The 26,547-nt window shown below is 39.1% G+C and carries 20 protein-coding genes; 12 read left to right on the top strand and 8 right to left on the bottom strand.

The window, feature by feature from the left end:
- Positions 1 to 102 precede the first annotated feature (102 nt).
- The 3 genes from HG267_RS07330 (at position 103) to HG267_RS07320 (ending at position 3,383) form a co-directional block, all read left to right on the top strand.
- A complete protein-coding gene (locus tag HG267_RS07330; protein WP_045871406.1) occupies positions 103 to 1,176 on the top strand; it encodes a chemotaxis response regulator protein-glutamate methylesterase in 1,074 nt (357 codons plus the stop codon).
- The gene (locus HG267_RS07325; RefSeq protein WP_045871407.1) at positions 1,176 to 2,009 is read left to right on the top strand and encodes a CheR family methyltransferase; all 834 of its coding nucleotides are present in this window, start codon (positions 1,176 to 1,178) and stop codon (positions 2,007 to 2,009) included. Before HG267_RS07330 ends, HG267_RS07325 begins: the two co-directional genes overlap by 1 nt.
- A gap of 852 nt (positions 2,010 to 2,861) precedes the next feature.
- Complete coding sequence (locus tag HG267_RS07320; RefSeq protein ID WP_045871409.1) at positions 2,862 to 3,383, top strand: hypothetical protein; 522 nt, start codon at positions 2,862 to 2,864, stop codon at positions 3,381 to 3,383.
- Positions 3,384 to 3,501: 118 nt separating this feature from the next.
- On the opposite strand, the gene HG267_RS07315 is transcribed toward HG267_RS07320, so the two are convergent.
- Positions 3,502 to 5,034 carry a GUN4 domain-containing protein gene (locus HG267_RS07315; RefSeq protein WP_045871410.1) on the bottom strand — a complete coding sequence of 511 codons (1,533 nt, stop codon included), beginning with the start codon at positions 5,032 to 5,034 and terminating at the stop codon, positions 3,502 to 3,504.
- Between the two features lie 710 nt (positions 5,035 to 5,744).
- Here HG267_RS07315 and HG267_RS07310 point away from each other — a divergent pair.
- The gene (locus HG267_RS07310) at positions 5,745 to 6,002 is read left to right on the top strand and encodes a hypothetical protein (RefSeq protein ID WP_052335241.1); all 258 of its coding nucleotides are present in this window, start codon (positions 5,745 to 5,747) and stop codon (positions 6,000 to 6,002) included.
- A 45-nt stretch (positions 6,003 to 6,047) separates the two neighbouring features.
- Here the strand turns inward: HG267_RS07310 and HG267_RS07305 are convergent, their stop codons facing one another.
- The 4 genes from HG267_RS07305 to HG267_RS07290 form a co-directional block, all read right to left on the bottom strand.
- Positions 6,048 to 7,397, bottom strand: coding sequence for a pentapeptide repeat-containing protein (locus HG267_RS07305; RefSeq protein WP_045871411.1), 1,350 nt, complete (start codon positions 7,395 to 7,397; stop codon positions 6,048 to 6,050).
- Positions 7,398 to 7,862: 465 nt separating this feature from the next.
- Entirely contained in the window at positions 7,863 to 9,332 is a 1,470-nt protein-coding gene (locus tag HG267_RS07300) for a pentapeptide repeat-containing protein (protein ID WP_045871412.1), read from the bottom strand.
- Between the two features lie 561 nt (positions 9,333 to 9,893).
- Positions 9,894 to 11,006 (bottom strand): DNA polymerase beta superfamily protein, encoded by a 1,113-nt coding sequence (locus HG267_RS07295; protein WP_045871413.1) that lies wholly within the window; start codon positions 11,004 to 11,006, stop codon positions 9,894 to 9,896.
- Between the two features lie 176 nt (positions 11,007 to 11,182).
- A complete protein-coding gene (locus tag HG267_RS07290; RefSeq protein ID WP_045871414.1) occupies positions 11,183 to 11,737 on the bottom strand; it encodes a 1,2-dihydroxy-3-keto-5-methylthiopentene dioxygenase in 555 nt (184 codons plus the stop codon).
- 548 nt (positions 11,738 to 12,285) lie between these two features.
- Between HG267_RS07290 and HG267_RS07285 the strand changes: the two genes are divergently transcribed.
- The gene (locus HG267_RS07285) at positions 12,286 to 14,184 is read left to right on the top strand and encodes an iron uptake porin (RefSeq protein ID WP_045871415.1); all 1,899 of its coding nucleotides are present in this window, start codon (positions 12,286 to 12,288) and stop codon (positions 14,182 to 14,184) included.
- A gap of 317 nt (positions 14,185 to 14,501) precedes the next feature.
- Here HG267_RS07285 and HG267_RS07280 read toward each other — a convergent pair whose 3' ends face one another.
- Together HG267_RS07280 and HG267_RS07275 are read right to left on the bottom strand one after the other, a co-directional pair.
- Positions 14,502 to 14,945 carry a hypothetical protein gene (locus HG267_RS07280; protein ID WP_045871416.1) on the bottom strand — a complete coding sequence of 148 codons (444 nt, stop codon included), beginning with the start codon at positions 14,943 to 14,945 and terminating at the stop codon, positions 14,502 to 14,504.
- 130 nt (positions 14,946 to 15,075) lie between these two features.
- Complete coding sequence (locus tag HG267_RS07275) at positions 15,076 to 18,084, bottom strand: valine--tRNA ligase (RefSeq protein ID WP_045871417.1); 3,009 nt, start codon at positions 18,082 to 18,084, stop codon at positions 15,076 to 15,078.
- 62 nt (positions 18,085 to 18,146) lie between these two features.
- Here HG267_RS07275 and HG267_RS07270 point away from each other — a divergent pair, with 62 nt between their 5' ends.
- The 7 genes from HG267_RS07270 (at position 18,147) to HG267_RS07240 (ending at position 25,794) form a co-directional block, all read left to right on the top strand.
- The gene (locus tag HG267_RS07270; RefSeq protein ID WP_045871418.1) at positions 18,147 to 18,572 is read left to right on the top strand and encodes a GxxExxY protein; all 426 of its coding nucleotides are present in this window, start codon (positions 18,147 to 18,149) and stop codon (positions 18,570 to 18,572) included.
- Positions 18,573 to 18,614: 42 nt separating this feature from the next.
- Positions 18,615 to 19,877, top strand: a complete 1,263-nt coding sequence (locus tag HG267_RS07265; RefSeq protein ID WP_071989424.1) for an MFS transporter — start codon at positions 18,615 to 18,617, stop codon at positions 19,875 to 19,877.
- Between the two features lie 284 nt (positions 19,878 to 20,161).
- Entirely contained in the window at positions 20,162 to 21,124 is a 963-nt protein-coding gene (locus HG267_RS07260; RefSeq protein WP_045871419.1) for an N-acetylglucosamine kinase, read from the top strand.
- Positions 21,125 to 21,262: 138 nt separating this feature from the next.
- Positions 21,263 to 21,694: a hypothetical protein gene (locus HG267_RS07255; RefSeq protein WP_045871420.1), complete on the top strand. Its 432-nt coding sequence runs from the start codon at positions 21,263 to 21,265 to the stop codon at positions 21,692 to 21,694.
- 132 nt (positions 21,695 to 21,826) lie between these two features.
- The gene (locus HG267_RS07250) at positions 21,827 to 22,681 is read left to right on the top strand and encodes an McrB family protein (RefSeq protein ID WP_081584065.1); all 855 of its coding nucleotides are present in this window, start codon (positions 21,827 to 21,829) and stop codon (positions 22,679 to 22,681) included.
- Positions 22,672 to 23,757 carry an McrC family protein gene (locus HG267_RS07245; RefSeq protein ID WP_228045572.1) on the top strand — a complete coding sequence of 362 codons (1,086 nt, stop codon included), beginning with the start codon at positions 22,672 to 22,674 and terminating at the stop codon, positions 23,755 to 23,757. The genes HG267_RS07250 and HG267_RS07245 overlap by 10 nt, the downstream gene beginning before the upstream one ends.
- Before the next feature lie 1,008 nt (positions 23,758 to 24,765).
- Entirely contained in the window at positions 24,766 to 25,794 is a 1,029-nt protein-coding gene (locus HG267_RS07240; RefSeq protein WP_309227695.1) for a peptidoglycan-binding protein, read from the top strand.
- Between the two features lie 256 nt (positions 25,795 to 26,050).
- Here HG267_RS07240 and HG267_RS07235 read toward each other — a convergent pair whose 3' ends face one another.
- Entirely contained in the window at positions 26,051 to 26,506 is a 456-nt protein-coding gene (locus HG267_RS07235; RefSeq protein ID WP_045871747.1) for a DUF2141 domain-containing protein, read from the bottom strand.
- Between the last annotated feature and the right edge of the window lie 41 nt (positions 26,507 to 26,547).

The raw sequence follows: 26,547 nt of genomic DNA, 5'->3' as shown, positions 1-26,547 counted from the left end.
CTTATCCCCAGAGGGGGCCCCGAGTTCCCCAATCCCCAGTCCCCAGTCCCCAATCCCCAATCCCCAATCCCCACAGTCCCCAGTCCCCAATCCCCACCCCCTATGCCCAAAATCCGGGTGCTCGTAGTTGATGATGCTGTTGTTGTACGGAGTCGCGTTAGTAAGATTCTGTCGCACGATGCTGAGTTGGAGGTGGTGGATGTGGCGGCTAATGGACGTATTGCACTCGCGAAGATTCCCTATGTGAATCCTGATGTGATTATTTTGGATGTGGAAATGCCAGATTTGAATGGTTTGGAAACTCTGGCGGCGATTCGCCAAAGTTATCCGCAGTTACCTGTAATCATGTTCAGCACTTCTACGCGCATAGGAGCAACTGCAACCTTAGAAGCTCTGTCTTTGGGTGCTTCAGATTATGCCACCAAACCTAGTAATTTAGGAAGTATGGAGGCAACTACCAAACATATCCGCGAGGAATTAATTCCTAAAATTAAGCTCTTTGGTGCCGGAATTAGTGTAGTTTCCCCAGCAATTACAGTTAACCATGCAGATGTTCCTCCCCAGCGTCCGAAAATAGAGCAAATAGATGTCATTGCAATTGGGGTGTCTACAGGAGGGCCAAATGCTTTAGCGCAAATACTTCCTGAACTTCCTGGGAATTTAGCAGTTCCCATCCTGATTGTGCAACATATGCCGCCCATGTTTACAAAACTGTTAGCTGAAAGATTAGCTTCTAAATGTCAAATCGCCGTAGATGAAGCGATTCCCGGCGCAGTCTTAGAACCTGGAAAAGCGTGGATTGCACCTGGAGACTTCCACATGGTAGTACAACGGCATGGCAATATGGTGAGAATCGATACTCATAAAGACCCACCAGAAAATTCCTGTCGTCCTGCTGTTGATGTTTTATTACGCTCAGTTGCAGAAGTCTATGGAGGGCGATCGCTTGCCGTTATACTGACAGGCATGGGGCAAGATGGATTACAAGGTTGTCAGCACATTCGCGAAGTTGGCGGTAAAATCTTAGCTCAGGACAAAGCTTCTAGTGTAGTGTGGGGGATGCCAGGTTTCGTTGTCAATGCTGGACTAGCTGATCAAATTGTACCCCTCGACCAAATGGCAGGTGAAATTATGCGCCGAGTTCGTTACAATCAAGTTCCGATTTTAGGTCTGTAATGAAACAGACGATGGGTGTAAGCACTACTGATTTTGATTTTATCCGAGACTTAGTTTATCGTCATTCGGCAGTTGTGTTGTCTGCTGATAAAACCTATTTAGCAGAATTATATTTACAGCCAATTACAACCTCTCTAGGATTTACAAAAATTGCTGATTTAGTCAATTACCTGCGTAACCAAACTTTTAATCATATTCACACCCAGGTAATTGAAGCTTTAGTGACTAATGAAACATCTTTTTTCCGTGATATTTACCCTTTTGAAACGCTGCAAAAATTTGTTTTACCAGAGTTAATCAAAAAAAGAGCGATCGCGCGATCGCTAAATATTTGGTGTGCAGCCTGTTCTCATGGACAGGAACCTTATAGCATTGCCATGTTGATGCGCGAACATTTTCCCCTATTAGCCAATTGGTCTGTAAAGCTAATTGCTAGCGACTTTTCCCAAAAAGCCTTAACCAAAGCGCGCCAAGGACGTTATAACCAACTAGAAATTCAGCGAGGACTACCAAAAAATTTGTGCGATCGCTATTTTCACAAAGTCGATAATGAATGGCAAATTCTTGATAATTTCATCAAGATGGTGGAATTTCAGCAAATCAATCTTGTCAAAACTTGGCCATCCCTTCCCAAATCTGATGTGATATTTTTACGCAATGTTTTAATTTACTTTGATATCCCCACTAAAAAAGCTTTACTAAACAAAATTAAGCAGCAATTAAGTTCAGATGGCTATTTATTTCTAGGTAACGCAGAAACCACCATTAACCTAGATGCGTCATTTGAACGTGTGCAATTTAATAAAGGTATTTGTTATCGATTACAACAATAAAACCCTTACCAATGACAAATGACTAGTACAACAAGGCAAAAGTAAAAAGTGAGCCAGTGCGGTGGACGGGTTCCCCGGCATAAAGCAACTGGCGTTAGCGCAGCGTTAGCGACGAAGGAGCGTCACCCGTTCGCTTTAGCGTCTCCTTTGGGAGAAGGAAGCAAAAGTAAAAAGAAAGAATGATGATTTTGTAATACCATTTTGAAAAAAGAACGCGACAGATGGGTTGGTAAGGGCACGGCACCAGTAAGATAATTTGATATACCAAAAGATTGTGGATGCCGTGCCCCTACAAAGAATTGATCTGCCGCAAACATTATTTAAATTAGTATAAGCTATTCGCTTGTTTTAAATGGGTGGCTTATTTCCGCCGTATTGTACTAGTTATCTTTCTTTGCACCGACCTGACTTTAAAAAGCAGGAGAGCAGGGAGCAGGGAGCAAGGGGGATTAATGAATTTTTCATGTGTTCTAGTGTATGCAGTTCATGATGGCTACTTATAATCCAATAAAGTTCAGTTTAGTTAAGAAAATTAATTGACAACAAAATCAAAAACTATTTACTCAACAAAAAACCGAACAATCATTTTGGAGGGTGTTTGGGCGACGCAACCGTCCCCCAATCGGGGGTTTGGGGGAGAATCCCCCAAGTCTGCTAGCTTTTCCCCAAGTAATAAATCAATCACTAATAATCTTATCTGAATTGTATTAACTGATAATCTAATACCAAATCAAATAATGTTTGCAACACATCAATAATATTCTAGAGGACAAGGCAGTGCCTTGCCCCTACAATCTGTCGCATTATTTTTTCAAATTGGTATAAATTAATAATAGCTATCCATAAAAAAATATGCCTCCTCGCCACACATCACTCCCACTATTACTAACTATTAGCCTAGCCACTATTTCACTTTTACCCGTTCGACCCTTACAAGCCGAAACTATAACCGTACCGCAACCTTCTAATGCGCCATTAGAACTAAGCTTATTAACAGAACCAAAAGGGCCTGTAATTACCGGGAATACCGTTAGCCAAGGAACTATCACCATTCCTAAATTATGGTGGGCCAAAGAAAGCGCTGAAAACAAGCTTTTAGATAACTGGATAGCATATCCAACTTCGCCAAAAGAAGCAGCAAGAGTAGATTTAATTGTGAATCAACAAATTTGGAGTTTATTAGATTATCTAGAACGCTACGACTTTGTAAATCGTTTAGGTACTGCCGCTAGGAATGATAATTATAATCTGCGAGTCTTTAATTATCAGCAAGAACTTTTAGCAACTTATACTTGTAACTATAATAATAGTCAGCCTTTATGCAACATCAAACTATCTTCTCAAAATCAATTAGGCTGGCGACGTTCTTTGTAGAAACTAACAGTTGTTAGCCAAACTAAAATTGCTCGTTTCCGACTAAGAAAAAGGGGAAAGGCTAAAAACCTTTTCCCCTTTTTCCTTTTCCCCTTTCCCCTTTATTGCATTATTGATACTATGCTAATCGTGAAGAAAGAGCCGAAAACCCTACCAAACAACCAAATAAACCCACTACCCAACCTTGGCGGACAGTGAGTAGATCAACAGTCGCCGCAGCTGGAAAATGTCCTATTGGTGCATCATCCACAAAATTTAGGTCAGAGTAGAATAGCCAAGCATCATTGACACGCCAACCGATGAGATCGCCAAATTTGCACCATGTTTGATAATCAGCATCAGCTTCACCACCAATACTGTCCCAAATCTGCTTTTGCACAGTAAAACCAAAACGACCTTTGCTATATTTGACCCACAGTCGGTCAATTGTGCAAAGGTCGGTATAGGGGAATTTATTGATTGCTGGAATATCTAACCAACCGGCTTCTTCTCGCGCCGCTACTTTCAGCATGAGGTTGAAAGTTTCCCGATCTGCAGCTTTCCAATCACCAGCTGCTAATAATTCTGACAATCGCTGGTAATCTATTCCTCGTTCAGAAGCCAGGTCATCAATTGCTGGTTGCGAGATAGTTAGCGTTGATGTATGCGCTTGAGTGTGGGTACTGTGCATCTTGTCGTCAGACATCACTTGCATAGAAGAAGCGCAAACGACTGGATGAGAAGTAAAGTTCTCACCGCTACCTGCATATTGAGCAATTCTTGAGATGTCTTTAACTTTATGCTTTTCTACACTAGGAGTTACTGTATTTGTCCGTAACCATAACTCTTCTAGTTGTACAAATTCCCTATGAGAGTTTACTTCTATGGGCAGGCCATTTCTCTGATTTTTAGCAATATCATGTAAATTTGCGTATTTTTGAATAACAACTCGCTGTGACTTAGCAATTGGTTCTGCATTGATCACAGGTGTTTGCAGAGGATACTTGTAATGCGCTAACAGTTCTGGAACTCGGAAACTGAGATATTGGTGTAACCGTTTTACAGTGGCGCATTGTCCCTGGCTTCCTAAACCTTCTAGGAGTGCATGGGTAAAAGCACCTTGTTGCAAGGCATCGATTTCAGCAGCAGATTGATTAGCAGTACATGATAAGATACTGATAAACCCGGTTTGCCGAGCCAAATTTTGTGTTTGTTGCCCAATTCCTAAGCCATGTCCTTGATGCTGGTGGTGATTAGCATCCAACATCAAAACAATATTATCTGAGCCAGAATTCCGGAGGCACTCAGTCAAATAACTCAGGGAAATTCCCGTATTTTCTATATCTTCTGGATTCCCATCAGCAGCTAAGAGGTAATCTTGCTCACCATAGCTCATCCCATGACCGTTAAAGAAAAACCAGAAATTATCTTCTGGCTGAAGGAAGGGACGCTCAAATAACTGCTGTAAGCATCGTAATAAGTTAGCGCGATCAGGACGAGTTAGTTCACCACCAATACTAGGTGAGTCATCCGAGAATAAGAAAACCCGCTCGAAACCTGCTTCATTGTGGAGCAAATTCTGCATTAACTCTGCATCCCGCTTCGCATATTTGAGGGGTTGCAAGCAGTCGTAATGATTAATACCAATAACCAACGCCCAGTTTTTTACCATCTCACTTTATATTGTTGCCACTGCAAGTAGAGTTTGATTGCTCCTAACCTCGTACTTCAGGAAAAATCCTGAGAGTGCTTGAACCCCCATCAGTCATTCAAAATCCTAGATTGATAATCTAGGTTCCATAAATCTTAGGGCTGAGATTAGGAATACTTTGTATTTCGTGCTACATATATCAAGACAAACAGCTCTTTCTACGGCTCTTTGTCAGGTATTTCCGGACTAAGGGAGTAGCAAAAAATAAATTATTCGAGAAGCCACCAAACACAGGTCAAGGTAGGAAACACGGATAGGCTCTCAACGAGACATAAATCTTATCCATATTAACTACGATTTCCAAAATTGGTATCAAAAGTCTAAAAATAATTGGAAATGGCTGCTATTTGCCAAAAATAACCATTTAAATAGCAATATATCTATAATTTTTCTGACTGCGTAGTTAGTGCTTCAGCACCTATGCTTAGATAATTTACCCCTATGGGGATGCAAGCTAGAAGCAGCTTTTCGCAGGGATGAAACATTTTTTACTTAGAAATCCCTCGATATCTGCTGTAATTAATTTAGTCTTTATGAATATAAAGATGATTTCATCATACTGATAAGTAAATACATGGGACAATAGCCACAGCAAATCGGCTTTGAGATGAATTAGTCTAAATTATTTTTTATCAACCAGTCATCTACTACTATTAGAAATCTAAAAAAGTATGTATGAGCCACAGAATATTAAAAAAGGTAAATTTTACTATCAAAATTTACCCAGAATTATCTTAGCTATTTTATTTGCTGTCATTTTTGTGAGTTGTGGTTATGCCACTGCTTTAGTATTAATATTCCATCCAAATATAAACACAATATATCCGACTTTCATTCCCAATATTCATAATCAAGTGCAATGTGAAAAGAGCGAAAGAATATGGCGTGAGCAAAAATGTTGGGATGAACAACATAATCCCTTATTTTAAAAGTCAGCCAATGGCTAGTATCTGTATGAGTCTTTAACTTAGACTTCAAGTTTCGGAATCAGATACTGAACAGTCAACTAAATTTTGACACCAATGTGCAGGAATTTCCAAATTTTCTGGCAAAATAGTTGTGCGATCGCCTAACGCTAATTCTAGTTGCTGTGATTCCAGATTTTCACATTTTGTTAAGTCACAACCAAACATCTTAGCTTTTTGAAATATTGCTTGATTCAGGTTAGCTCCGGTGAGGGTAGCATATTTGAGATTAGCTTCATAGAAGTTTGCTTCTTCTAAATTGGCCTCATAAAGGTTGGCTTCTTGAAGATTTGCTGTACTTAATAGTACGGCTTCTAAGTTGGCACCAATCAATTTTGCACCTTGCAAGTTACTACCAATGAGGTTGGCTCCTGATAGGTTGCATCCTTCTAAGTTTGCTCCTGCTAAATTTGTGTCGCAAAGAATAGCATCTTCTAAATTAGCGTTATAAAGAACTGCGTCTTGCAAATTAGCATCATATAGCATTGCTCCTTGCAAATCAGCTTCATAGAGAATTGCTTTCGCTAAATCAACTTTTCTCAGTACAGCTTCTTGGAGATTTGCTTCTGGAAGTATCGCCTTATGCAAATTGGCTTCATACAGCACCGCACCACAGAGATTAGCTTCCGTTAAGTTAGCTCCAGATAAATTTGCTCCGATGAAGTTTACCCATTGCAAATTCGCTCCAATTAAAATGACTCCAGAAAGATTCGCTTCCATTAAGTCAGCGTTACTAATATCGATATCGCGTAAATCGAGTTTTTTATTAGCTAAATCGTATTGTGCATTCCGCCTACCAATAACGGTAAGTGCTGTTTGAATATCTGTAGGCAGTTTTTCTGGTAAATTATTTTCACTATCTCGGCGCGCTGGAGCATTTTCGCGAATAAAAGCAGCCAGAATTTCCATAATTGTCCAATGATTTTTAGGGAAATCGCGAGCAATTCTTTCTAGCTCATATATCGCAGCAAATCTAGTTTCTATTTTGTCATTACCTAAATGTTTAATTGCTTGATAAAATCTTTCTGTATCCAACTCTTGAACATTTGATTGGGTGTAATTAATACCCATTTCTACTTTTTTCTCCCACGCCATTACTTTTGAAAGTATTTGTCCTAATGTACTCTGATCAATTCCCAGAGATAACCTCGAGGTATTATAAGCATTAATGGTAATAGCCATTGCCCAAGCAAATATAGCAATGATTGCCATCACCTTAGTTACTGCTGTGATTTTTTCCTCAGTTGGCAAACCATGAAGACTAAAAAAGAATAGAAGAATTAAAATTAATGAGAGAATAAATATAAGTGTGATAGATAGCACCAAACTAGTGAGTTCATTAGTCTTGATCAAAGACATCTCATTAGTCTTCATCTTTGACTCCTTGTGGAATTTAGTTTATCCATACTATTATTTGTTATTACCTTTTAATACAGTAAAAACACTGACTTAATTAGTCAATTAATTGGGGATCAAAGAAATCTCTATATATTTACTGACGATGTGATTCAGGCTGAGAACAGGTAATAGAGAACAGGGAAGCATAAGCCAAACCTTCCCGAATATTGAGTTTAAAACCCCTAAATTGATTGATTAAATGTATTAAAAACTTTTGTAATTTGGTGCAGTAAAAACTGCTGTTGTTAATCTTAAATAGATTGGCGAAATTAAAGATAACTGGCTGAGGCTGTCATTTGTCCTTGGTCATTGGTCATTGGTAAGGATTTCAAGCCTATTTACCTTTCTTAACATAGTTTGGTTTATTTCCACCGACTTACTTAAATAGCCAGATGCACCCAGATCAGCAATAGATGATATGTTAAATTAGCCAGATTGTCGCCAATGGGTTGGAGTTTCCACATAATCTGGAAGGCGGGTTGTGCGATCGCCCACTGCCAGTGTAATTTGTTGTAATTCTAAGTTTTTTGCACCTGTCAAAATTGCGCCTTCTAGTTTGACATCACAAAGATTGGTATCTAAAAAGTTAGCTCCCATCAGGTTAGCGCTGTGGAGATTGGCTTCATAGAGCATGGCTTTAGAAAGGTTAGCTCCTATCAGGTTCGCTTGATACAGGTCAGCTTCTGCTAAACTAGCTTCTGAAAGATTGGCAAAAAATATCTCTGTCTGCTGGAGTTTAGCTGCATTCAGGTTAGCACCACAAAGATTGGCTCCATTCAAATTTGCGCCATGCAGATTGGCTCCAATTAAACCTGTTAATTGCAGGTTAGCTTTTCCGAGTTTTGCTCCTTGCAAATTAGCTAAAAATAATTTAGCGCCAGCCAGGTTAGCAACTTTTAAAGTTGCTTGTTGTAAGTTAGCTTTATAAAGGTTAGCTCCTTGCAAATTAGCTGCGCGTAGACTTGCACCTGTGAGGTTAGCACCACGGAGATTAGCTCCAGCCAAGTTAGCGCGATTCAAGTTTACCCAAGAAAGGTTAGCTCCTCGAAGGTTAGCTTTGAATAAATTGGCTTCATAAAGAATCGATTTTAAGAGTTTTGCGCTACTCAAATTAGCATTAGCTAAATTAGCTCCCCGCAAATCTGCACTAGATAAATTAGCTCCCCGCAAATCTACCCGTTCTAAATTAGCTCCCAGTAAGTCTGCACGTCTAACATCTGTGTTGCGTAAATCTAGTGTTTGATTAACTTTGTCTTCTAAATAATTACGTCTACCAATGACTGTCAATGCTACTTGAATATCTGTGCGAATTTTTGGTGACTCATCATAGTAGTTAGATACAGATTGCTGTGTACGATTATTTTCTCGCTTTTGCTGCTCATAATTTAAGACGGCTATATCTTCTTCTCTTAATTGCTCTCCTTCACCAATGGGAGCATTCTCGCGAATAAAAGCCGTGAGGATTTCCATAATTGTCCAATGTTCTGTGGGAAATTCCTGCGCGACTCTTTCTAAAGCATAAATTGCACCTGTACGAGTTTCCGTTTTTTGATGTCCCAACTGTGCAATAGCTGTCATAAAGCGTTCTGCAATCAGCCTATCTTGACTTAGTTTGGCATTTTGAATGCCAAGTTCAACACTTTTTTCGGCTGCGATCGCACTTTTTTGTAAAGCCTGGGCACGCTTTGCGCCATAATAAGCATTAACGATTAATCCTAATCCTAGGAAAATAATTGCAGTAGTAGCTAATGCTTGAATTGTGTATTCTATTTGTTGTTGAACAGACAATCCTCGAATTTGGGACAATGCAAAGATAATTAAACTCAATAAGAGAGCAAATATAACTGTTATAACTATCAACCAATTCAAGATTACGCCTGTCTTGTTAGCAGACATCGCAGAAATATTCCTCACTACTCTGGATTATTACTTATAGTCCGAGGATAATATAACATTTAACTACAGTATACTTGTAAAAGCGTAGTTTTTCATCGATAAATGAAGTTTGGGGCAACTTAAGGCTACGCGAATACAGCATTTTTAAGTACATAAGTTACACAGGTAGGTCAAAATATTGTTGTACTTGGTAATAATCTCTACCTAACTTATGTGAAATATTATGCCTAAAAAATAGGTGAATTAATTTCCAATTAAATAATTCAAAATCCAAAACCTAAAATCTATTAATACCATTTTTAAACAACGGAAAGACCAGTAGGGGCACGGCATCCAAAATATTTTGGTATATTCAATTATCTTACTGGTGCCGTGCCCCCACAAAGCATTTACCTGTTGCAAAAATTATTTGATTTGGTAGAAGCTATTTCCACAAAACAAATTATCCTATTTAGCTTTGGTATGGATGCGTTACGCTATCGCTAACGCATCATACATGAACGATATATTCCCCCCTACACCCTGCACCCTGCCTCTCTGCCAAACAAGAGATAGTATATTTTAGTTGCAAGTTTCTGACTCTTCACCCCATCCTTGCATTTCTACTAATTCCATACATAATTCATTAATTCTTTCCAAATCAGGTTTGTGACGCAGTGTTGATTGAGTATAAGCAGTTTCCATTTTTGCTACTAATTCCTCTGCCATTTTCATCACCTGCTCATAAGAATAATCTCCGTGAAGAATAGCTTTTAAATCATCAACATCACCCGCTATCCTTCTATCTACAATTATTTCTCCTTGCTGTAAAATTTCTAAGCCACTGCGTAGCAATCTAATGCAGTGCATACCATGCTTCAAGTCGAAACCAGACTTTCTTTCCATTTCGGCTCTAATGGGATTTCTATTTTCTTGCCATGACAAGTAGGCTTTCCATTCTCGTAAAGCAATTTGATAATTTTGGCTTTTTTGCAGCAAGCGAATAAAATCTTTACGGCTATTGGTTAGCTTTTGAGTATATTCTAGAGTTTCATCGGGTAAAGTATACTGTTTGAGCATTCCTTTAAAATCAATATCTGCTGTCAACAGTTGGTATAACTGTTCAGCTTCTTCTAAAAATTCAATTCTGCCTCGAATTAATAAATAGAGATATTCCAAAAAAGCATTTAAATCATCTTTAACTAAAGGTAATTCGTCTTCTATGCCAAAATCAGATGGTAGTGGTTTCTTTTGTGGCGGATTTAATAACCACTTGCGATGAGTTTCCATCTTTTTAATTTGGGCAAAAGCGTAACCAGAATATGTATGTTTTACTTTTTTAGATAAAAATAGTTGTTTGTGTTTAATTAAATGTTCGCCAACTGGAGTTAGTACAGGATAGTTACCTAACCACAGCAATTCTAAAACATTGGGATTAGCTCCAGCTAATAACTGTAGGATTTTACGTAATTCGTAAATCACAGTATCTTTATTATTATCCAAAAAAGAAAATATTCCTGGTTCATCCCAACCATTTTCTTTTTGTTCTATGCGATCAAATCCCAGATAATACCTTTTAGGGGCGATAAATATACCCCGATAATCAAAGTCAGAATCAGGACGATTCAATCCATAGCCGTGGCTACCCGCCAAGCCAATCAGAATGCTTCTTTGTTCAACTACTATTCTTTTCATTACAAGCGATCGCAGCGACTCAACATCACTATCTTAAGCAGGGTAAAGGGAAAGGGGGAAAGGGTAAAGGTTTTTCCTATTGCTCTTTAACCTTTTCCCTTTTCCCTTCAAAACCTTGCATAGTTCAGTTTAATCGCATCTACTTACTGAAAGTCAGTTAAATTTGTAACGAATAATTAGCGCGGCTTGTTCATCGAATCGCTTAACTGAGTACCTGTGTAAGTAGGTAACCAACCTTCTGCGGTTGTAAAATAGCGTATTGCTTTAAAATTCAAAGCAGCATTCGGGCTACACCAATGCTCAACACCAGCCGGAATCACCAGATAATCTTGAGACTCAATTAAAAGCTGTATCTGGTTCCCATCAGGTTTGACAAAACCAAAAATCATCTCTCCAGCCAAAACATAGATGGGTTCAGTAGCAGTATGGGTGTGATAACGGTTGTAAGTTGCAATTAGTATCTCAAGATGCGGCGAACCTGGATGCATATTCAGCAAATCACACCAGAGATAGCCATTTTCCTGTTGGAGAAACTCAAAGACACTATTATGAAGTTCTAAAATGTAGCGCTTCTCAGACTCAGTGATAGTATCTTGTTCGATTAAATGGGGAAAAAGCAGCGATGTACCCGGATCGTAGTGTTTCAACTCAATTCCCAGAGGGGAAAGTTCACGGACTATCTCATCTAAATCACTCTCGATTGTACCGTTATCAAGCAATAGAGTAGCCATAACAGAAACACTCATAACCATTAAGAAAAGTATACTTAATTTTTTCTTAATTAGCCACTATGCCGATGGGTAAACCGGAGTTGTTTGTCCGAATTTCCTCACATTATCAATTAGAGATATACACCAGGATGCATTAATAATTTGGTGTTGAAGAACCTCAGTAATATTTAACTTGTTTCAGGTGTAAGCAGTGACACACGAAAAGTCTTGCCATTTTCGTATTCTCAGCTAAACGGTTTAGTATCAACCCGAATCAACCATTGAAATCCCCAAGCATTACCACAGAACTACACTTTTGTAATATTATTCCATCAATAGCAATTATTGAAATTATCAATAGTATTGACTGCTAATTATTTCAGAAAATAGGATTTACTATAATTTAATACTTGCGATTAAACTTCTGCGTTGGTAAGTCAATTCAGTGAATATCTGAACTAAAAAATTTAGATTTAGCAAGCTGTATTTGTTAGTTTAAATTTACTTATCAATGGCATTATAACATCGCAATTAAGTTTTTCATACTTCATATATATTGGGAGCTTATCATGAAAAGATATCTACTAGCTTCTGCTGGTGGAGCAGGTCTGCTATGGGTATTTTGCGGTTTATTACCCGTCAAAGCGCTGAGTATTTTAGAGCGCACAAATACAAATATAGCCCCGGAAGCGGATGGTAGTAGCTATCAAGAAAGTGATGTTCATGATAGTAATTCAGCCAATAATGTTGCTAGTAAATTGATAGTAGCTGATGGGACTAATCAGAAACAAACCAATGAAGATTTAGGTAATAATCCTGCTGCTAATTCTTCACCATCAATCACAGCACCATCGCAAAATTCATCTCAACCATCAAACGCGCTTGCTCAAGTAACATCTGTATCCCAACTCTCTGATGTTCAACCAACTGATTGGGCATTTCAAGCACTACAATCTTTGGTTGAGCGTTATGGTTGTATTGCAGGTTATCCCAATAGCACCTATCGCGGTAATCGAGCGATGACTCGCTATGAATTTGCAGCTGGCTTAAATGCTTGTTTAGAACGAGTCAATGAACTAATCGCTACTGCAACTACTGATTTGGTCAAAAAAGAAGATTTAGCCACCTTGCAAAAGCTGCAAGAGGAATTTTCTGCGGAATTGGCAACATTGCGGGGTCGAGTTGATGCTTTAGAAGCGCGCACAACAGAACTGGAAGCCAATCAGTTTTCTACTACCACCAAACTCAATGGTGAGGCCATTATCGCGGCTGTGGGAGCTAGCGGTGGCGCTCCTGGTAGGAGTGACCCGAATATCATGTTAGTCAATAGGGTGCGGTTAAATCTGACCACTAGTTTTACAGGTAAAGATTTATTAATTACAGGGTTGCAAGCGCATAATTTTTTAGGTGGAGCTACTGGTGAAGGTAGTTTGCAAAACAGCTTGGGGTTAGCTTCACCGATATTGAGTTCTAGTAGTGCGCGTACTAGTTTTGAACCGCAGTTTCCTGGGCTGAACGTTAAGGACTTGTCGAGTGTTAGTGCGAACAGTTTACAGCTTTATAAATTGCTGTATATCTTTCCCGTCAGCGATAAATTAACTTTATTTGCAGGAACTGCGGCGGAAACATCTGATGCTTTTCCCACCATTACACCTTTTTATGGTGAGGGACAAGAATCAATTTCTCGGTTTGCTAGCCTGAATCCGGTGTTACGTGTCTCTGGTGGAACTTCGGGTTCTGGTTTAGCATCGGCGGCGGGATTTATTTTTAATATTTCTCCCAATCTGGATTTCAGAGCTTTATATGGTAGCGTCAACGCCAACTTACCTGCAAAATCTGCTGCTGAAGTGCTCCCAGGAGTTTCTACTACACCTTTAGGGTCTGGTTTGTTTAGTGGTAGTAATGTCATAGCTGCACAGTTAACTTTCAAGCCTAGCCGTAGTCTAGACATTGGCTTAAACTACTCTCACAGCTATCACGAAATCAATATCTTAGGTACCGGATTAATTAGTGGTGATATTGGCGCTTTAGCTGGTGTGGGGGCGGGGACACCAGTCACGCTCAACTCTGTGGGTGGTACAGTAACATGGCAATTTTCTCCCAAAATAGCCTTCTCTGCCTATGGGGCAGCACTATTTGTTGATGATTCATCTAATAGTGTCAATGCTGCTACTACTTTTACCAGCTGGATGGTGGGGGTTCATTTTAAAGATTTATTCAATGCTGGAAATACTGCGGGTATTATTTTTGGTCAGCCACTTTTTCGTGCTGATGCTAGTGGTGCTGCTGTACTTACCCCAGCAGGCGAAAATCGAGCTACGCCTTACCATTTAGAAGCGTATTATCGGTTTAAAGTTAGTGACAATATTAGTATTACCCCTGGTGCGTTTGTTTTATTTAATCCAGAGGGTAACAGTAGAAATGAAACGACAACTGTAGGTGTACTGCGTACTACTTTTACGTTTTAAAGACAAGCGGAGTGGCTGACAAGTAGAGGTTTTTAACAGGTTTCTTTTAGGGGAATTTTAAATAAAAAATCTCCCATCAATTTTGATGGTGGAGGAGCAGAGATAAGGTGAAAGTGCTTTTGATATGGTGAAATTGGATAATTGATTTTTTTGATTTTCCTAAAACCATCAAACTACATTTGTTGAAACTTTGTGAAGTATTTATTTATTGGTTAAGTTCTGCTTAAATGTGTAGTAGCCAGTTAAGAGATATTTCACAAATCGCACTTTAATTAAGTTGCAATCGCTCTTTCACGCTTGTGATTAATCTAGGTAATCTAGGAATCACCCTGCTCTTCTTTATGAAAGCCATTCCTTTCTTTTTTAATGCTTTCTTCTAAAGCTTGAATTTGTTCACGGCGGGCTTCCAATTCTAACGAACGACGGGCTAAATCTTGATTTTGCAAGGTTAATGCTTGTCGCCAATGTTCTGCGCGTTCTGTTTCCTGTTGTAAAAAATCTGGAGTCACGCCAGTAGAAAGGTAAGCCTGTATCAAATAGAGTACCCAACTGGTGGCATCTTCTAATCTTTCAATATCGCCTGTAGATGAAAGTTCTACTAACACCAGCAATTTCTCGCTCATAGCGTTTCCCTTTCCTAAAAGAATCACCGCCTCTTCAGGGATAAGTGCCCATAGATTTTCGGCTTCTTGACGGGCCAATAAGCGCAACTGATACTGTTCTAAAAATTCGTTTTTATTTACCTGGGCTAGATATCGCATGACTGTCGCTTGGCTCCAATTCAAAAACTCAAAATTAATTTTTGATTTTTGATTTTTGATTTTTGATGTTCTGGGGTTGTTTCAATAGTAATGGGTAAGTTGAAAAAAATTACCCATTACTTCATTGCAGTTATGCTAAACCACGCAGGCGCTCTCGTAAAATTTCCCCTTGTTTCTCAGCCTCCGCTAAAGCATCTCGTGCACCTTGTACTACATCTTTGGGTGCTTTATCAACAAATTTAGCGTTACTTAACCTTCCTTTGAGAGATTGCGCTTCTGCTTCTACTTTGTTGAGGCTTTTCTCTAGCTTGGCTCGTAGCACCTCAATATCTACCACACCCTTGAGCGGAATGACTACTTGTACTGTCCCCACAACGCCAGCAATAGCGTTTTCTGATGCTTCTGGCTGCGATTCTGTTGCTAGTGAATGCTGATTGTCTGTGGCTGGTGGGAAAAACTTCTCCCAGAACTTTTGTCTCGCCTCAGCTATCAATAAATAGCGACTAATAAACCAAGTTGAGTAAACAAAACCAACTATTTCAAAGAAATTTCCAAATAAAGGAACTCGATCAATTGCATAACCAACAGAATAAGCCAACCTAATAAAGACAATTGTCACAATAATCAAGCCGATAGTTTTTAAACCTTTTAAAGGTGTTTTTTCTACAACTGCTTGTTTATTTTCCTTGTCATTAATAGTTAAAGTCTCAACCTTGGCCAAATCTTTAATGTAAACTTGTCCAGAGTTAATAATTTGCCGTTCTCTGGCGTTTTCACTTTGCAAATTAGCCGTCACTTTTGCCCCAGGTTTAATATCCGCCTCGGCACGTAAATTCCTAATAGTGCGGATAGTCTCAATTAACAGTTCAAATTCTGTCTCAATCTCGGGATTAATCAGGTTACTATCCGGTTGGGGATAGGGTTGTAAAGATAAAGTTTGTCGAGAATCTGCTGGTTGTTGAGTGAGAGTTTGCCAAATCTCCTCCGTAATATGGGGCATAAAAGGATGAAGCAATTTTAAAATCCCTTCTAGGATATGAGCCAGAATTTGTTGTGCTACTCGCCGCGATGCTGGATCAGCATTTTGTTGGAGACGAGACTTCACCAGTTCAATATACCAGTCACAGAAGTCACCCCAAATAAATTCATATAATCCTTTGGCTGCTTCACCTAAACCATAATTATCGATGTAATTAATAGTCTGTTTAATAACTTGATGGTAGCGCGAAAGAATCCAGCGATCGCTTAATTCTATGGGGAGTGGTTGACCTAATTGTTGCGGCGTTTGTCCATCAAGATTCATCATCACAAACCGGGCGGCGTTCCACAACTTATTAGCAAAGTTGCGGGAAGCTTCTACCGATGGCGACTCATCCTTTTTGCGGTCATATTCCAAGCGAATATCTTGGCCTGCGCCTACCACTTCCTTAACTAGGGTATAACGCAGGGCATCAGTGCCATATTTATCGATTAATAATAGCGGGTCAATACCATTACCTTTGGTCTTTGACATCTTTTGACCTTTTTCATCCAGCACTAAGCCGTGGATGTAAACGTCATTAAATGGCATTTTTCCAGTGAAATGACCAGCCATCATCGTCATTCTGGCTACCCAGAAAAAGATAATGTCAAAGCCTGTGACTAAGGTAGTCGTGGGGTAGTAAGTTGCTAAATCCTGAGTTTCTTGCGGCCAGCCTAAAGTGGAAAACGGCCATAATCCTGAAGAAAACCAAGTATCTAACACATCTGGATCTTGCTCAAGCTGGACGTTTTCACCAAATTGTGATTTGGCTTTCTCCCAAGCTTCCTCTGCTGATTTAGCAACTACAAAGGGGGTATTATCAGCGATTTGTCCGTTTGTTTCACTAACAGCATACCAAGCGGGAATTTGGTGACCCCACCATAATTGACGAGAGATACACCAATCTTTGAGTTTAACTAGCCAATCACGATAAACCTTAGTCCAGCGTTGGGGGACAAACTCCGGCGAATTTTGCTGATCGAGAAATTCTAGCGCCCGGTCAGCTAAGGGGCGAATTTTGACAAACCACTGAGTAGATAACAGGGGTTCAATGGGAACTTTGCCGCGATCGCTATAAGGAACGGTATGCTTATAATCTTCAACTTTGACTAAAAAGCCATCTGCCTCAAGACGCGCAACCACATTCTTTCTGGCTACAAAGCGGTCTTGTCCTTGAAATTCCCCAGCATTAGCGTTGAGAGTACCATCTTTATTGAGGATGTTAATAAACGGCAGATTGTGACGCTTACCCATTTCAAAATCATTGGGGTCATGGGCGGGAGTCACCTTCACGCAACCAGTACCGAAAGTTGGGTCTACAAATTCATCACCAATAATCGGGATTTCTCGCTGCATAATTGGCAGAGTGATTGTCTTACCAATTAAGTGCTTGTATCTCTCATCACTGGGGTTAACAGCCACTCCTGTATCACCCAGCATGGTTTCTGGGCGGGTTGTTGCTACTTCCACATAACCAGAACCATCGCTGAGGGGATAGCGGAAGTGCCAAAGGTTACCATTCACCTCTTGGTTTTCTACTTCTACATCAGACACCGCCGACTGAGTAGCAGGACACCAGTTAACTAAATACTCACCGCGATAAATTAAGCCTGACCCATACAGGCGAGTAAACGCTTCGATAACAGCTTGTGATAAACCCTCATCTAGGGTAAATCTTTCCCGCGTCCAGTCCACCGAAACACCCAGGCGGCGTAGCTGATTCACAATAAAGCCGCCAGATTCCGCTTTCCACTGTTTAGCGCGTTCTAGGAATTGTTCACGCCCCAACTCATAGCGAGTTTTACCCTCTTTCTTGAGTTGCTTTTCTAGCATAGTGTGTACAGCAATACTGGCGTGGTCGGTTCCGGGTAGCCACAGAGTATTACGCCCCCGCATCCGGTGGTAGCGCACTAGCACATCAATCAACGCGCTTTCAAAGGCGTGACCCATGTGCAAACTACCAGTGACATTTGGTGGTGGGATGACAACACAGTAAGGTTCGCCGCCATGATTAGGGTCGGCTTTATAAACTTGGTTTTCTTCCCAGAATTTTTGCCACTTGGCTTCTGTGGAGAATGGTTCGTAGAGACTAGGGAGATTAGGTATAGTTGCGGTCATGCGGGGAAAACTAAGTTTGGAAGGACTCTAATAAATTTTGCCACAGGGTTGGAGAGGGATTGATGGAGATAAACCGCAGAGGCGCAGAGAACACAGAGGGAAGAGAGTTAGGGAAAAGGATGAATTGGCTGACTGGTGAAGTAATTGGGGCGGCGATTGAGGTACATCGAGTATTGGGGCCAGGGTTTTTAGAGGAGGTGTATCAGGAAGCATTGATGGTAGAATTTTTGAGCCGTGGGATACCTCATGAATGCGAGAAGTGGGTAACAGTCAATTACAAAGGATATGAAGTTGGTAAAGGAAGATTGGATTTTTTGGTTGCTAACTGTCTAATTTTGGAATTGAAAGCTGTACAGAATCTAGCCCCAATCCATGAAGCACAAGTACTCTCATACCTGAAGATTACTAACTATCCCCTCGCTCTCCTAATAAACTTTAACGTTCCTCTCCTTACAAAAGGCATCAAACGCATTATCCTATCTTCTTAACTCCTCTCTGTGTCCTCCGCGTCTCTGCGGTTCGTTAATTCTATGAAAACCCCTTCCCCCTGGACATATATCCCCACCCTCTACTTCGCTGAGGGTGTCCCCAACGTCATTATCAGCAGCGTTTCCGTCATCTTTTACAAAAAACTCGGAATCGACAACGACCAAATCACCGCTTGGACGAGTTTTCTCTACCTCCCCTGGGTGATTAAAATGTTTTGGGGGCCAGTTGTAGATATTTACGCCACAAAAAGAACATGGATATTAGTCACCCAATTTGCCATGTTCTGTTGCTTGAGTTTAGTAGCTTTATCTTTACAACTCCCAAACTTCTTTTTTATCTCCCTAGCAGCCTTAACAGTTGGAGCATTTATTTCTGCCACTTATGATATCGCCACCGATGGCTTTTATATGTTGGCATTAAATCCCGAACAACAAGCTTTCTTCGTTGGTATTCGCTCGCTCTTCTATCGTATCGCTGTATTATTTGGTAGCGGATTATTAGTGGTATTAGCTGGAAGATTAGAAACCACACTCAACAATATTCCTTTAAGTTGGACTATATCCCTAGGATTTTCCGCCGTTATTTTTGCTATTCTGTTTATTTTTCATCGCTTCATTTTACCGTTACCGGAATCAGATACTTCTCGACAAACACAAGCCCAAAGCGAAAAAATTCCTTTTTTAGATATTATTCAAACCTATTTCCGGCAAGAGAAAATAGGCGCGATTTTAGCTTTTATTTTGCTCTATCGATTAGGTGAAGCCATGCTGTTGAAGGTAGCTTCATTATTTCTTTTAGATAAAGTAGAAAAGGGCGGATTAGCTGTTTCCACAGAGCAATTTGGCTTAATTTATGGAACCTTTGGTGTACTTTCTTTAATTATTGGCGGCATTTTAGGCGGAATGATTATTTCCCGCTATGGCTTGAAAAAATGTCTGCTACCAATGGCTTTAGCTTTAAATTTACCAGATTTATTTTATGTTTATCTTGCCTATGCTAAACCATCACTCACATTAGTTTATCCCCTAGTTTCTTTAGAACAATTTGGCTATGGACTCGGCTTTACTGCTTTTAGCGTGTATTTGATGTATATTTGCCAAGGTGAATATAAAACCTCTCATTACGCCATATCTACTGGACTAATGGCTTTAGGTTTGATGTTACCAGGAGCAATTAGCGGCACAATTCAACAAGCAGTAGGATATCCATTATTTTTTGTATTGGTTTGTTTGCTAACTATTCCAGGGATGTTGTCTATATTCTTCATTCCATTGACAGAACCAGTGAAGCCTCCGACAAGTTAAGAAGTAGTAAAAAATAAATTCTCAAATTATTTTTGGCGGGTTAGATGCAGTAAGATTTCATATTTTTATATTTATTTTGAGTGCATCTTCATCCACTATTATTTTTTGCATGATGAGAAACTTCATATTTGATAACCTGTTATATCACTTCTCTAAACTTCACCAACACATTCAAACCCTGAAACACACCTTAACTGATTTTCTTAATTACGAATTACGAATTACAAATTGGTATTAATCCCTACATATATTAATGTATAAAATAGCGAGTTTTGAATTTATCCATGAATTATGTTTTAGGGATTGATGGCGGCGGTAGTAAGACTGTTTGCGTATTAATGGACGAAACACGCCAAGTTATCAGCCGAGGAAAAGCAGGAGCATCAAATTATCAAAGTATAGGTGTAGATGCAGCACGACAATCTATTGAATTTGCAATTATGGCGGCGACAGAGCAAGCCGTAAATATTGCCAAACCAATTAAAATTACAGCAATTTGTTTAGGTTTAGCAGGTGTAGGACGCGCAGAGGATATTGAATTAGTAAAAAGTTTGGTACCAGCATTACAAAATAGTGAATTATTGCCAATTAACTGGGCATTATCTGCATCTAATATTGTAATTTGTCATGATGCTTTAATTGCTTTGGTAGGAGGAATTGGTAACAATGTAGGTATTGTTGCAGCCGCAGGTACAGGTTCCATAGTTTTTGGATGTAATCATCAGGGAATTACCAAGCGCGTTGGTGGTTGGGGATATCTTCTAGGTGATGAAGGTAGCGCTTATAAAATTGCGATCGCAGGTTTACAGGCAGCATTAAAAGCTTATGATGGCAGTGGAATGCCAACGAGTTTGGTAGATATTTTTAAAGCGTATTTAGAATTGCCTCATTTAGAAGCTTTAGTAGAATTAATCTATCGGCGGGGATGGGGAGTTACAGAAATAGCAGCTTTAGCAGAAATTGTGGATTTAGCAGCAGCTTTAGGCGATAAAGTAGCAAATCAAATTATTGAGGATGCGGTGCAATATTTTGTTAAAGCTACTTCCACAGTAATTGAGCAAATTTTTAGCGATCGCCCAATTTTAGAAGTAGTCACTACAGGAAGTGTATGGCAAGGTAAATCGAAGATGCATGAAAAGTTTACCACATCTCTTGTGCAGCAGTTTCCCAAAGTAAAAGTAATTTTTCCGAAGCATGAGCCTGCTTATGGTGCTGGTTTATTGGCGTTGCGGAAGTTAAGTAGGTAATAGAGATTTGAGCTAAAACAATAAGCCTTTATATATTTACGAGTTTTTACTATAGTGACTGACCATTTGAGCCAGTTACGCTAAAAGTGTTAGCTTCATTCATACTTGTAAAACTATTACTCTAAATACATAAAAACTATGGAATTTACTAAAAATATAAAAACTATTTTTCCTAGTAATACTTTTCAAGTAATTGAAAGCTATAAGAAAATACATCGTAGAAATTCTAATGAACTCAAAACCTCAGAAGAATATAAAGATTTTATAGATTATGTACAAAAGCCATTCATATTTTTATGTGAACGTCTCTATCAAAATCTAAATAAAAATTTAGCTAATGATAATTTTTATTACATAAATGGAGAAGGTCTGAAAGAAGTAAATATTGATTTATTGGTATCTCCTAATACATTTAGCATGAAAAAGTATATAGATAATTTTTCATTATTATATGTATCTATGAATGAAAAAGGGTTAGAAATTACTTTTCATGCATCTGAATTATTATTTAAAATAAATGGCATTCTAGATAAGTTAACTATTCAAAAAAATATTGCCAAAATTCCGTAAATTATATTTTATAAAATATTGTATGAAGGTGGATTTGCTTTACGCTTTAATCAAAACATTGTAGATATACCTGTATCAAAATTAATTAATAAATTTAATGACTGGTTTCAAGAAATAAGACCATTGTTTTTAATGTTGACAAATACTAATACCAGTAGAACGGAAGTATATACATTAAATCAATGTGCTGAAGAAACCGGGTTTTCTACAACAGAAATAAAGCATTGGATCAGTGCAGTTAATCGCAAAGGTCAAGCAATTATATGTGGTTCCCCTGGTATAGGAAAAACTTTTATAGCTGAAAGGCTTGCTCAACAGTTACTCAACGGTGGTTATGGTTTCTTAGAATTAGTACAATTTCACCCAGCATACACATATGAAGACTTCATTCAAGGTATCCGTCCCCACAGTAAAAATGGCAAACTAACATATCCGCTTGTACCCGGACGCTTTTTAGAATTTTGCAAAAAAGCAGAATCTTTTCAAGACACTTGTGTGCTCATCATAGACGAGATAAACCGTGCAAATTTAGCTCAAGTTTTTGGCGAATTGATGTATTTGCTAGAGTATCGCGATAAAGAAATTCCTTTAGCTGGTGGAAATAGTTTTCGCATACCAAGAAATGTCCGCATTATTGGCACAATGAATACAGCAGATAGGTCTATTGCCCTCATAGATCATGCATTACGTCGTCGCTTTGCATTTATTGAACTTCGCTCCAATTATGATGTATTGCGACGTTATCACCAAAAAACAGGTCTTGTAGTAGAGGGATTAATTAAAATTCTACAACAATTAAATCAAGTTATTGCCGATAAAAATTACGAAATTGGTATTTCCTTCTTTTTAACAGATAACCTACGGGAAGATATTGAAGACATCTGGTGTATGGAAATTGAACCTTATTTAGAAGAATACTTTTTTAACCAACCAGAGAAGGTAGAAAATTTTCGCTGGGATCAAATTAAGCAAAGTTTATGGATATAAACCCAGTAAAACACAAAATTATTGAAATAACCGAATATAAAGATAAGCTATTTACCCATCAAGACATACCAGATTTGGTAGGCAAAGAATTATATGATAAATATAAAACGCAAATAGATATAGAATTTCCTAGCTACAAAACAAGAAATCAGTGGCAGCTAAAATCTAAAGGATGGGTTGGTTATATTCCTGTAAATCCTGAATTTGGTTTAAAAATCAATCCCAAAGTTCCTATTAAAAACCTCTTGGGAATGCTGGAATATGCCTATAACTTTAATAATTTTCGATTTCTTGATGGGCTAATGGATTGCGAATCTCTGCAAGAATTTTATAATTATCTAGCTCATTTACTAGCCCAGAAAATTCTAGAGCGATGCCGTAAGGGATTATATCGTACTTACTTACCTAAAACAGAACAGCTTGCCTATGTAAGAGGAAGGCTGGATATACAACAGGTAATTCAAAAGCCTTGGGATGTTAAACTAAAATGCCACTACGAAGAACATACTGCTGATATTGTAGAAAACCAAATTCTTGCTTGGACACTTTATATTATTGGTCACAGTGGTTTTTGTTCAGACAGAGTATCACCAACAGTAAGAAAAGCTTATCACGCTCTCCAAGGATTAGTAACGCCAAAACCTTGTAATGCAGAAGATTGTATTGGTAGACAGTACAATCGCCTCAATGAAGACTATCAAATATTACATATTCTCTGCCGATTCTTTTTAGATAACAGTAGCCCAAGTCATGAAATGGGAAATCATCAAACTTTGCCCTTTCTCGTTGATATGGCACGTTTATACGAACTTTTCGTTGCCGAATGGCTGAAGCAAAATGCACCAACAGGCTATATTTTTAAACAGCAGTATCAAATAAAAGTTGGTCAAAATCGGCAATTCATTTTAGATATTTTACTTTGTGATGCTTCTACTGGCAAAGCATTAGCAGTTTTAGATACTAAATATAAATTTCCTGATCAAGCTGCAAATAGCGATATTCATCAAATGATTAGCTACGCTAACACAACCAATTCTAAACAGGCTTTCTTAGTATATCCGGTAGATTTAAAATAGGCACTAAATATTCACAGTTATGATATTAATGTCCGCAATCTCACTTTTTCATTAGATGATAACCTTGAGAAGGCGGGTCAAAGTTTCTTACAAAAACTATTCTCTACGCTTGTAAAGTGAGTGCTTCTAAAGCTCGACTAAAAAACTATAACTACTCTAAAAATTACACATTTAAATGATTCAATAATTCATACCAATCTGGAAAAAGAATGCGACATATTGTAGGGGCAAGGCAATGCCTTGTCCTCTAGAATATATTGATGTTTCACAAACATTATTGGAATTGGTATCACTTTGCGATCGCACTCTTGTTCATATCATGTTTCGTTGGGGAATACTATAAGTAGTCAAAGAGCACTTATTACAAATTATGACGCAAAATTCAGACATGAAATTCCGATGCAGATGAGAAACTGATGTGCGATCGCAGCTGCTATGCTCTTCATAGTCGGTGGCATTACATTGTATGGGCATAAACTAGCCCAAAATCGCTCAAGGAAGCGAGTTTGTAATTCAAATCCCCATTCAACAAAAAGTTCGTGAAGTGGTATCACTATAATCCAAAATCCAAAATTAGTAAAAGGGATAGATGACACGCTTGCGAATCACCTATCCCTAAATAGCTGCCCAGATGACGAACCTGGAAACCTATAATCAGGTATCTAATAACCCAAGTATCAGCCGAGAAATGTCTGATGTCATTGGGATAGATACTGATTTAGAAGAGATTTGTGAATAAATACTACAAGTTTTAGATGAGGATGCTAGGCTATGAATTTTTTCTGATATCAGGCTGAGGATGGGGAAGTAATTATTTCTTTCAGGAAGAGTTAACTTTTAGACTAGTTAAAGTTATGGTGGTATCGAATAAATTAAAAGCAACTATTGCCTAAAGTTAGTAATATGAGGCTATGCTACCCCTCAATCTCTATATTTACCTTTTGTATATGCCTGGGTTTGTACCAGAGTCCCGCGCAGTCTGCGATACCTGAGTTAAACCCAAAAATATTGATACTGGCACAAACCAGTACCCCAAAACTTGACCCACCAATGCTCCAACCCGGTAGTACAGGCCCGGATGTGCAGACTTTGCAAACCCAATTAAAAGAGTTGGGATATTACAATGGTGCGGTTAATGGGCAGTTCACAGAACCTACAAAAATCGCTGTATCTCAATTTCAAACAGCACAGGGTTTGCTAGCAGACGGTATTGTTGGCAGTACAACTTGGAAAAAGCTGCAAGCAGCTATTGCTGCTAAACAACCAATAATTACCGCTCCTGTACCTACTTCCAAACCCCGTGTTGAACCTCAGCCTAGCAAAAAAAATCTGATTTGGTGGTCAGTATTAGGACTAGGAACTTTAGGAAATCTTGTAGCAGTGATTTACTGTCTGAAATGGTTGCATCAAGTCAAAAAAATGCAACAATCTCAAGCTGCAAATAGCGAAATCAAAACTGAAGCAGACAGAAACATCAGCATACCGCAGTTACCAGAATCAACCAACAATCCTGTATCTGCGTCTAATTCGCCATCTGCTACAACATCCACACCTAAATTGTTGCCAGCAGAAACAACTTCTCGTTTAGCGAAATTTAGTCTAGTTGACGAATTGATGAACGATTTATACAGCGCTGATCCCGCAAAAAGACACAAGGCGATTTGGGATTTAGGTCAGCAGGGAGATTCACGAGCAATTGAGCCATTGGTAGATTTGATTATCGATGCGGATTCCCAGCAGCACAGTTTAATTTTGTCAGCTTTAGGGGAAATAGCTATTCGCACCTTCAAACCTATCAACCGTGCTTTAGCAATCTCAATGCAAAATCAAAATCCCCAAGTCCGGCAAAATGCTATCCGTGACTTAACTCGCGTATATGACATGATGTCTCAAATTACCCCCATCCTACGCCATGCGCTAGAAGATGCCGATCCAGAAGTCCAGTCAACAGCAAGGTATGCACTGAACCAACTGAATCGCATTCGTGTTTTATCAGAGCAAGAGAGTTTACCAGAACAGAGGGAGAAGGATGGTTAGGGGATTGGGGAACTCGGGGCCCCCTCTGGGGATAAGGGGTAATGGGGACTGGGGACTGGGGATTGGGGATTGGGGACTGGGGAACTTGGGGCCCCCTCTGGGGATAAGGGGTAATGGGGACTGGGGACTGGGTATTGGGAAAAAGCAGGGGAGCAGGGAGCAGGGGGAAAAATAACAAACACCAATTACCCATGCCCCATGCCCCATGCCCCATGCCCCATGCCCTATGCCCTATGCCCTATGCCCCATACCCCACCTATAAATATTTCAAATTTATTTTAATTTCGGTGTTGGGGCCTGCTAAAACAATTGCTGCATCGCCAAATTTAGGTGCGCTGGTGCGGATTTCTGGATTTTTGGAAAATCCAAAGCCTTCAGTTGGTATTCCCAAGCTATTGCGATTGAGAACTAAGTCCTTATTTTGGTCGTGCATGACTGCAACGGCGTAACTCCCGGCTTTGAGATTCTCAAAAGTGAGCTTTACAGGAATGTCAGTAATATTGGTACACTGCTTTTGAATGACGCGATCGCGTTGATTGGGAAATCCTTGACTATTGGCAAAAATACTGGCGCAAATTTGCCCTTGTTTATTTTTTAAGCCATCAATTTCTACTGTTAGGTTGCCGTTGAAATTGGCTCTGGCGCTGAAAGACCAAGCTAAATTTCCCACTACTGCTAAGAGCAGCATACTCACTTTCATTCCTTTGAGCATAAAATTATTTTTGGCGAAAACAAATAAAAGTCTCATCTTTA

The organism is Tolypothrix sp. PCC 7601, assembly GCF_025677855.1.
In the GTDB taxonomy this organism is placed as follows: Bacteria; Cyanobacteriota; Cyanobacteriia; order Cyanobacteriales; family Nostocaceae; genus Aulosira; species Aulosira diplosiphon.
This window is presented reverse-complemented; position numbering and strand designations above follow the sequence as displayed.

Bases quoted from the DNA above. Each gene is read 5' to 3' on its own strand.
- HG267_RS07330 (WP_045871406.1), top strand. From the start codon at position 103: ATGCCCAAAATCCGGGTGCTCGTAGTTGATGATGCTGTTGTTGTACGG.
- HG267_RS07275 (WP_045871417.1), bottom strand. From the start codon at position 18,084: ATGACCGCAACTATACCTAATCTCCCTAGTCTCTACGAACCATTCTCC.
- HG267_RS07265 (WP_071989424.1), top strand. From the start codon at position 18,615: ATGAAAACCCCTTCCCCCTGGACATATATCCCCACCCTCTACTTCGCT.
- HG267_RS07305 (WP_045871411.1), bottom strand. From the start codon at position 7,397: ATGTCTTTGATCAAGACTAATGAACTCACTAGTTTGGTGCTATCTATC.
- HG267_RS07235 (WP_045871747.1), bottom strand. From the start codon at position 26,506: ATGCTCAAAGGAATGAAAGTGAGTATGCTGCTCTTAGCAGTAGTGGGA.
- HG267_RS07285 (WP_045871415.1), top strand. From the start codon at position 12,286: ATGAAAAGATATCTACTAGCTTCTGCTGGTGGAGCAGGTCTGCTATGG.
- HG267_RS07310 (WP_052335241.1), top strand. From the start codon at position 5,745: ATGTATGAGCCACAGAATATTAAAAAAGGTAAATTTTACTATCAAAAT.
- HG267_RS07325 (WP_045871407.1), top strand. From the start codon at position 1,176: ATGAAACAGACGATGGGTGTAAGCACTACTGATTTTGATTTTATCCGA.
- HG267_RS07245 (WP_228045572.1), top strand. From the start codon at position 22,672: ATGGATATAAACCCAGTAAAACACAAAATTATTGAAATAACCGAATAT.
- HG267_RS07260 (WP_045871419.1), top strand. From the start codon at position 20,162: ATGAATTATGTTTTAGGGATTGATGGCGGCGGTAGTAAGACTGTTTGC.
- HG267_RS07300 (WP_045871412.1), bottom strand. From the start codon at position 9,332: ATGTCTGCTAACAAGACAGGCGTAATCTTGAATTGGTTGATAGTTATA.
- HG267_RS07280 (WP_045871416.1), bottom strand. From the start codon at position 14,945: ATGCGATATCTAGCCCAGGTAAATAAAAACGAATTTTTAGAACAGTAT.
- HG267_RS07270 (WP_045871418.1), top strand. From the start codon at position 18,147: ATGGAGATAAACCGCAGAGGCGCAGAGAACACAGAGGGAAGAGAGTTA.
- HG267_RS07255 (WP_045871420.1), top strand. From the start codon at position 21,263: ATGGAATTTACTAAAAATATAAAAACTATTTTTCCTAGTAATACTTTT.
- HG267_RS07295 (WP_045871413.1), bottom strand. From the start codon at position 11,006: ATGAAAAGAATAGTAGTTGAACAAAGAAGCATTCTGATTGGCTTGGCG.
- HG267_RS07290 (WP_045871414.1), bottom strand. From the start codon at position 11,737: ATGGCTACTCTATTGCTTGATAACGGTACAATCGAGAGTGATTTAGAT.
- HG267_RS07315 (WP_045871410.1), bottom strand. From the start codon at position 5,034: ATGGTAAAAAACTGGGCGTTGGTTATTGGTATTAATCATTACGACTGC.
- HG267_RS07320 (WP_045871409.1), top strand. From the start codon at position 2,862: ATGCCTCCTCGCCACACATCACTCCCACTATTACTAACTATTAGCCTA.
- HG267_RS07250 (WP_081584065.1), top strand. From the start codon at position 21,827: ATGTTGACAAATACTAATACCAGTAGAACGGAAGTATATACATTAAAT.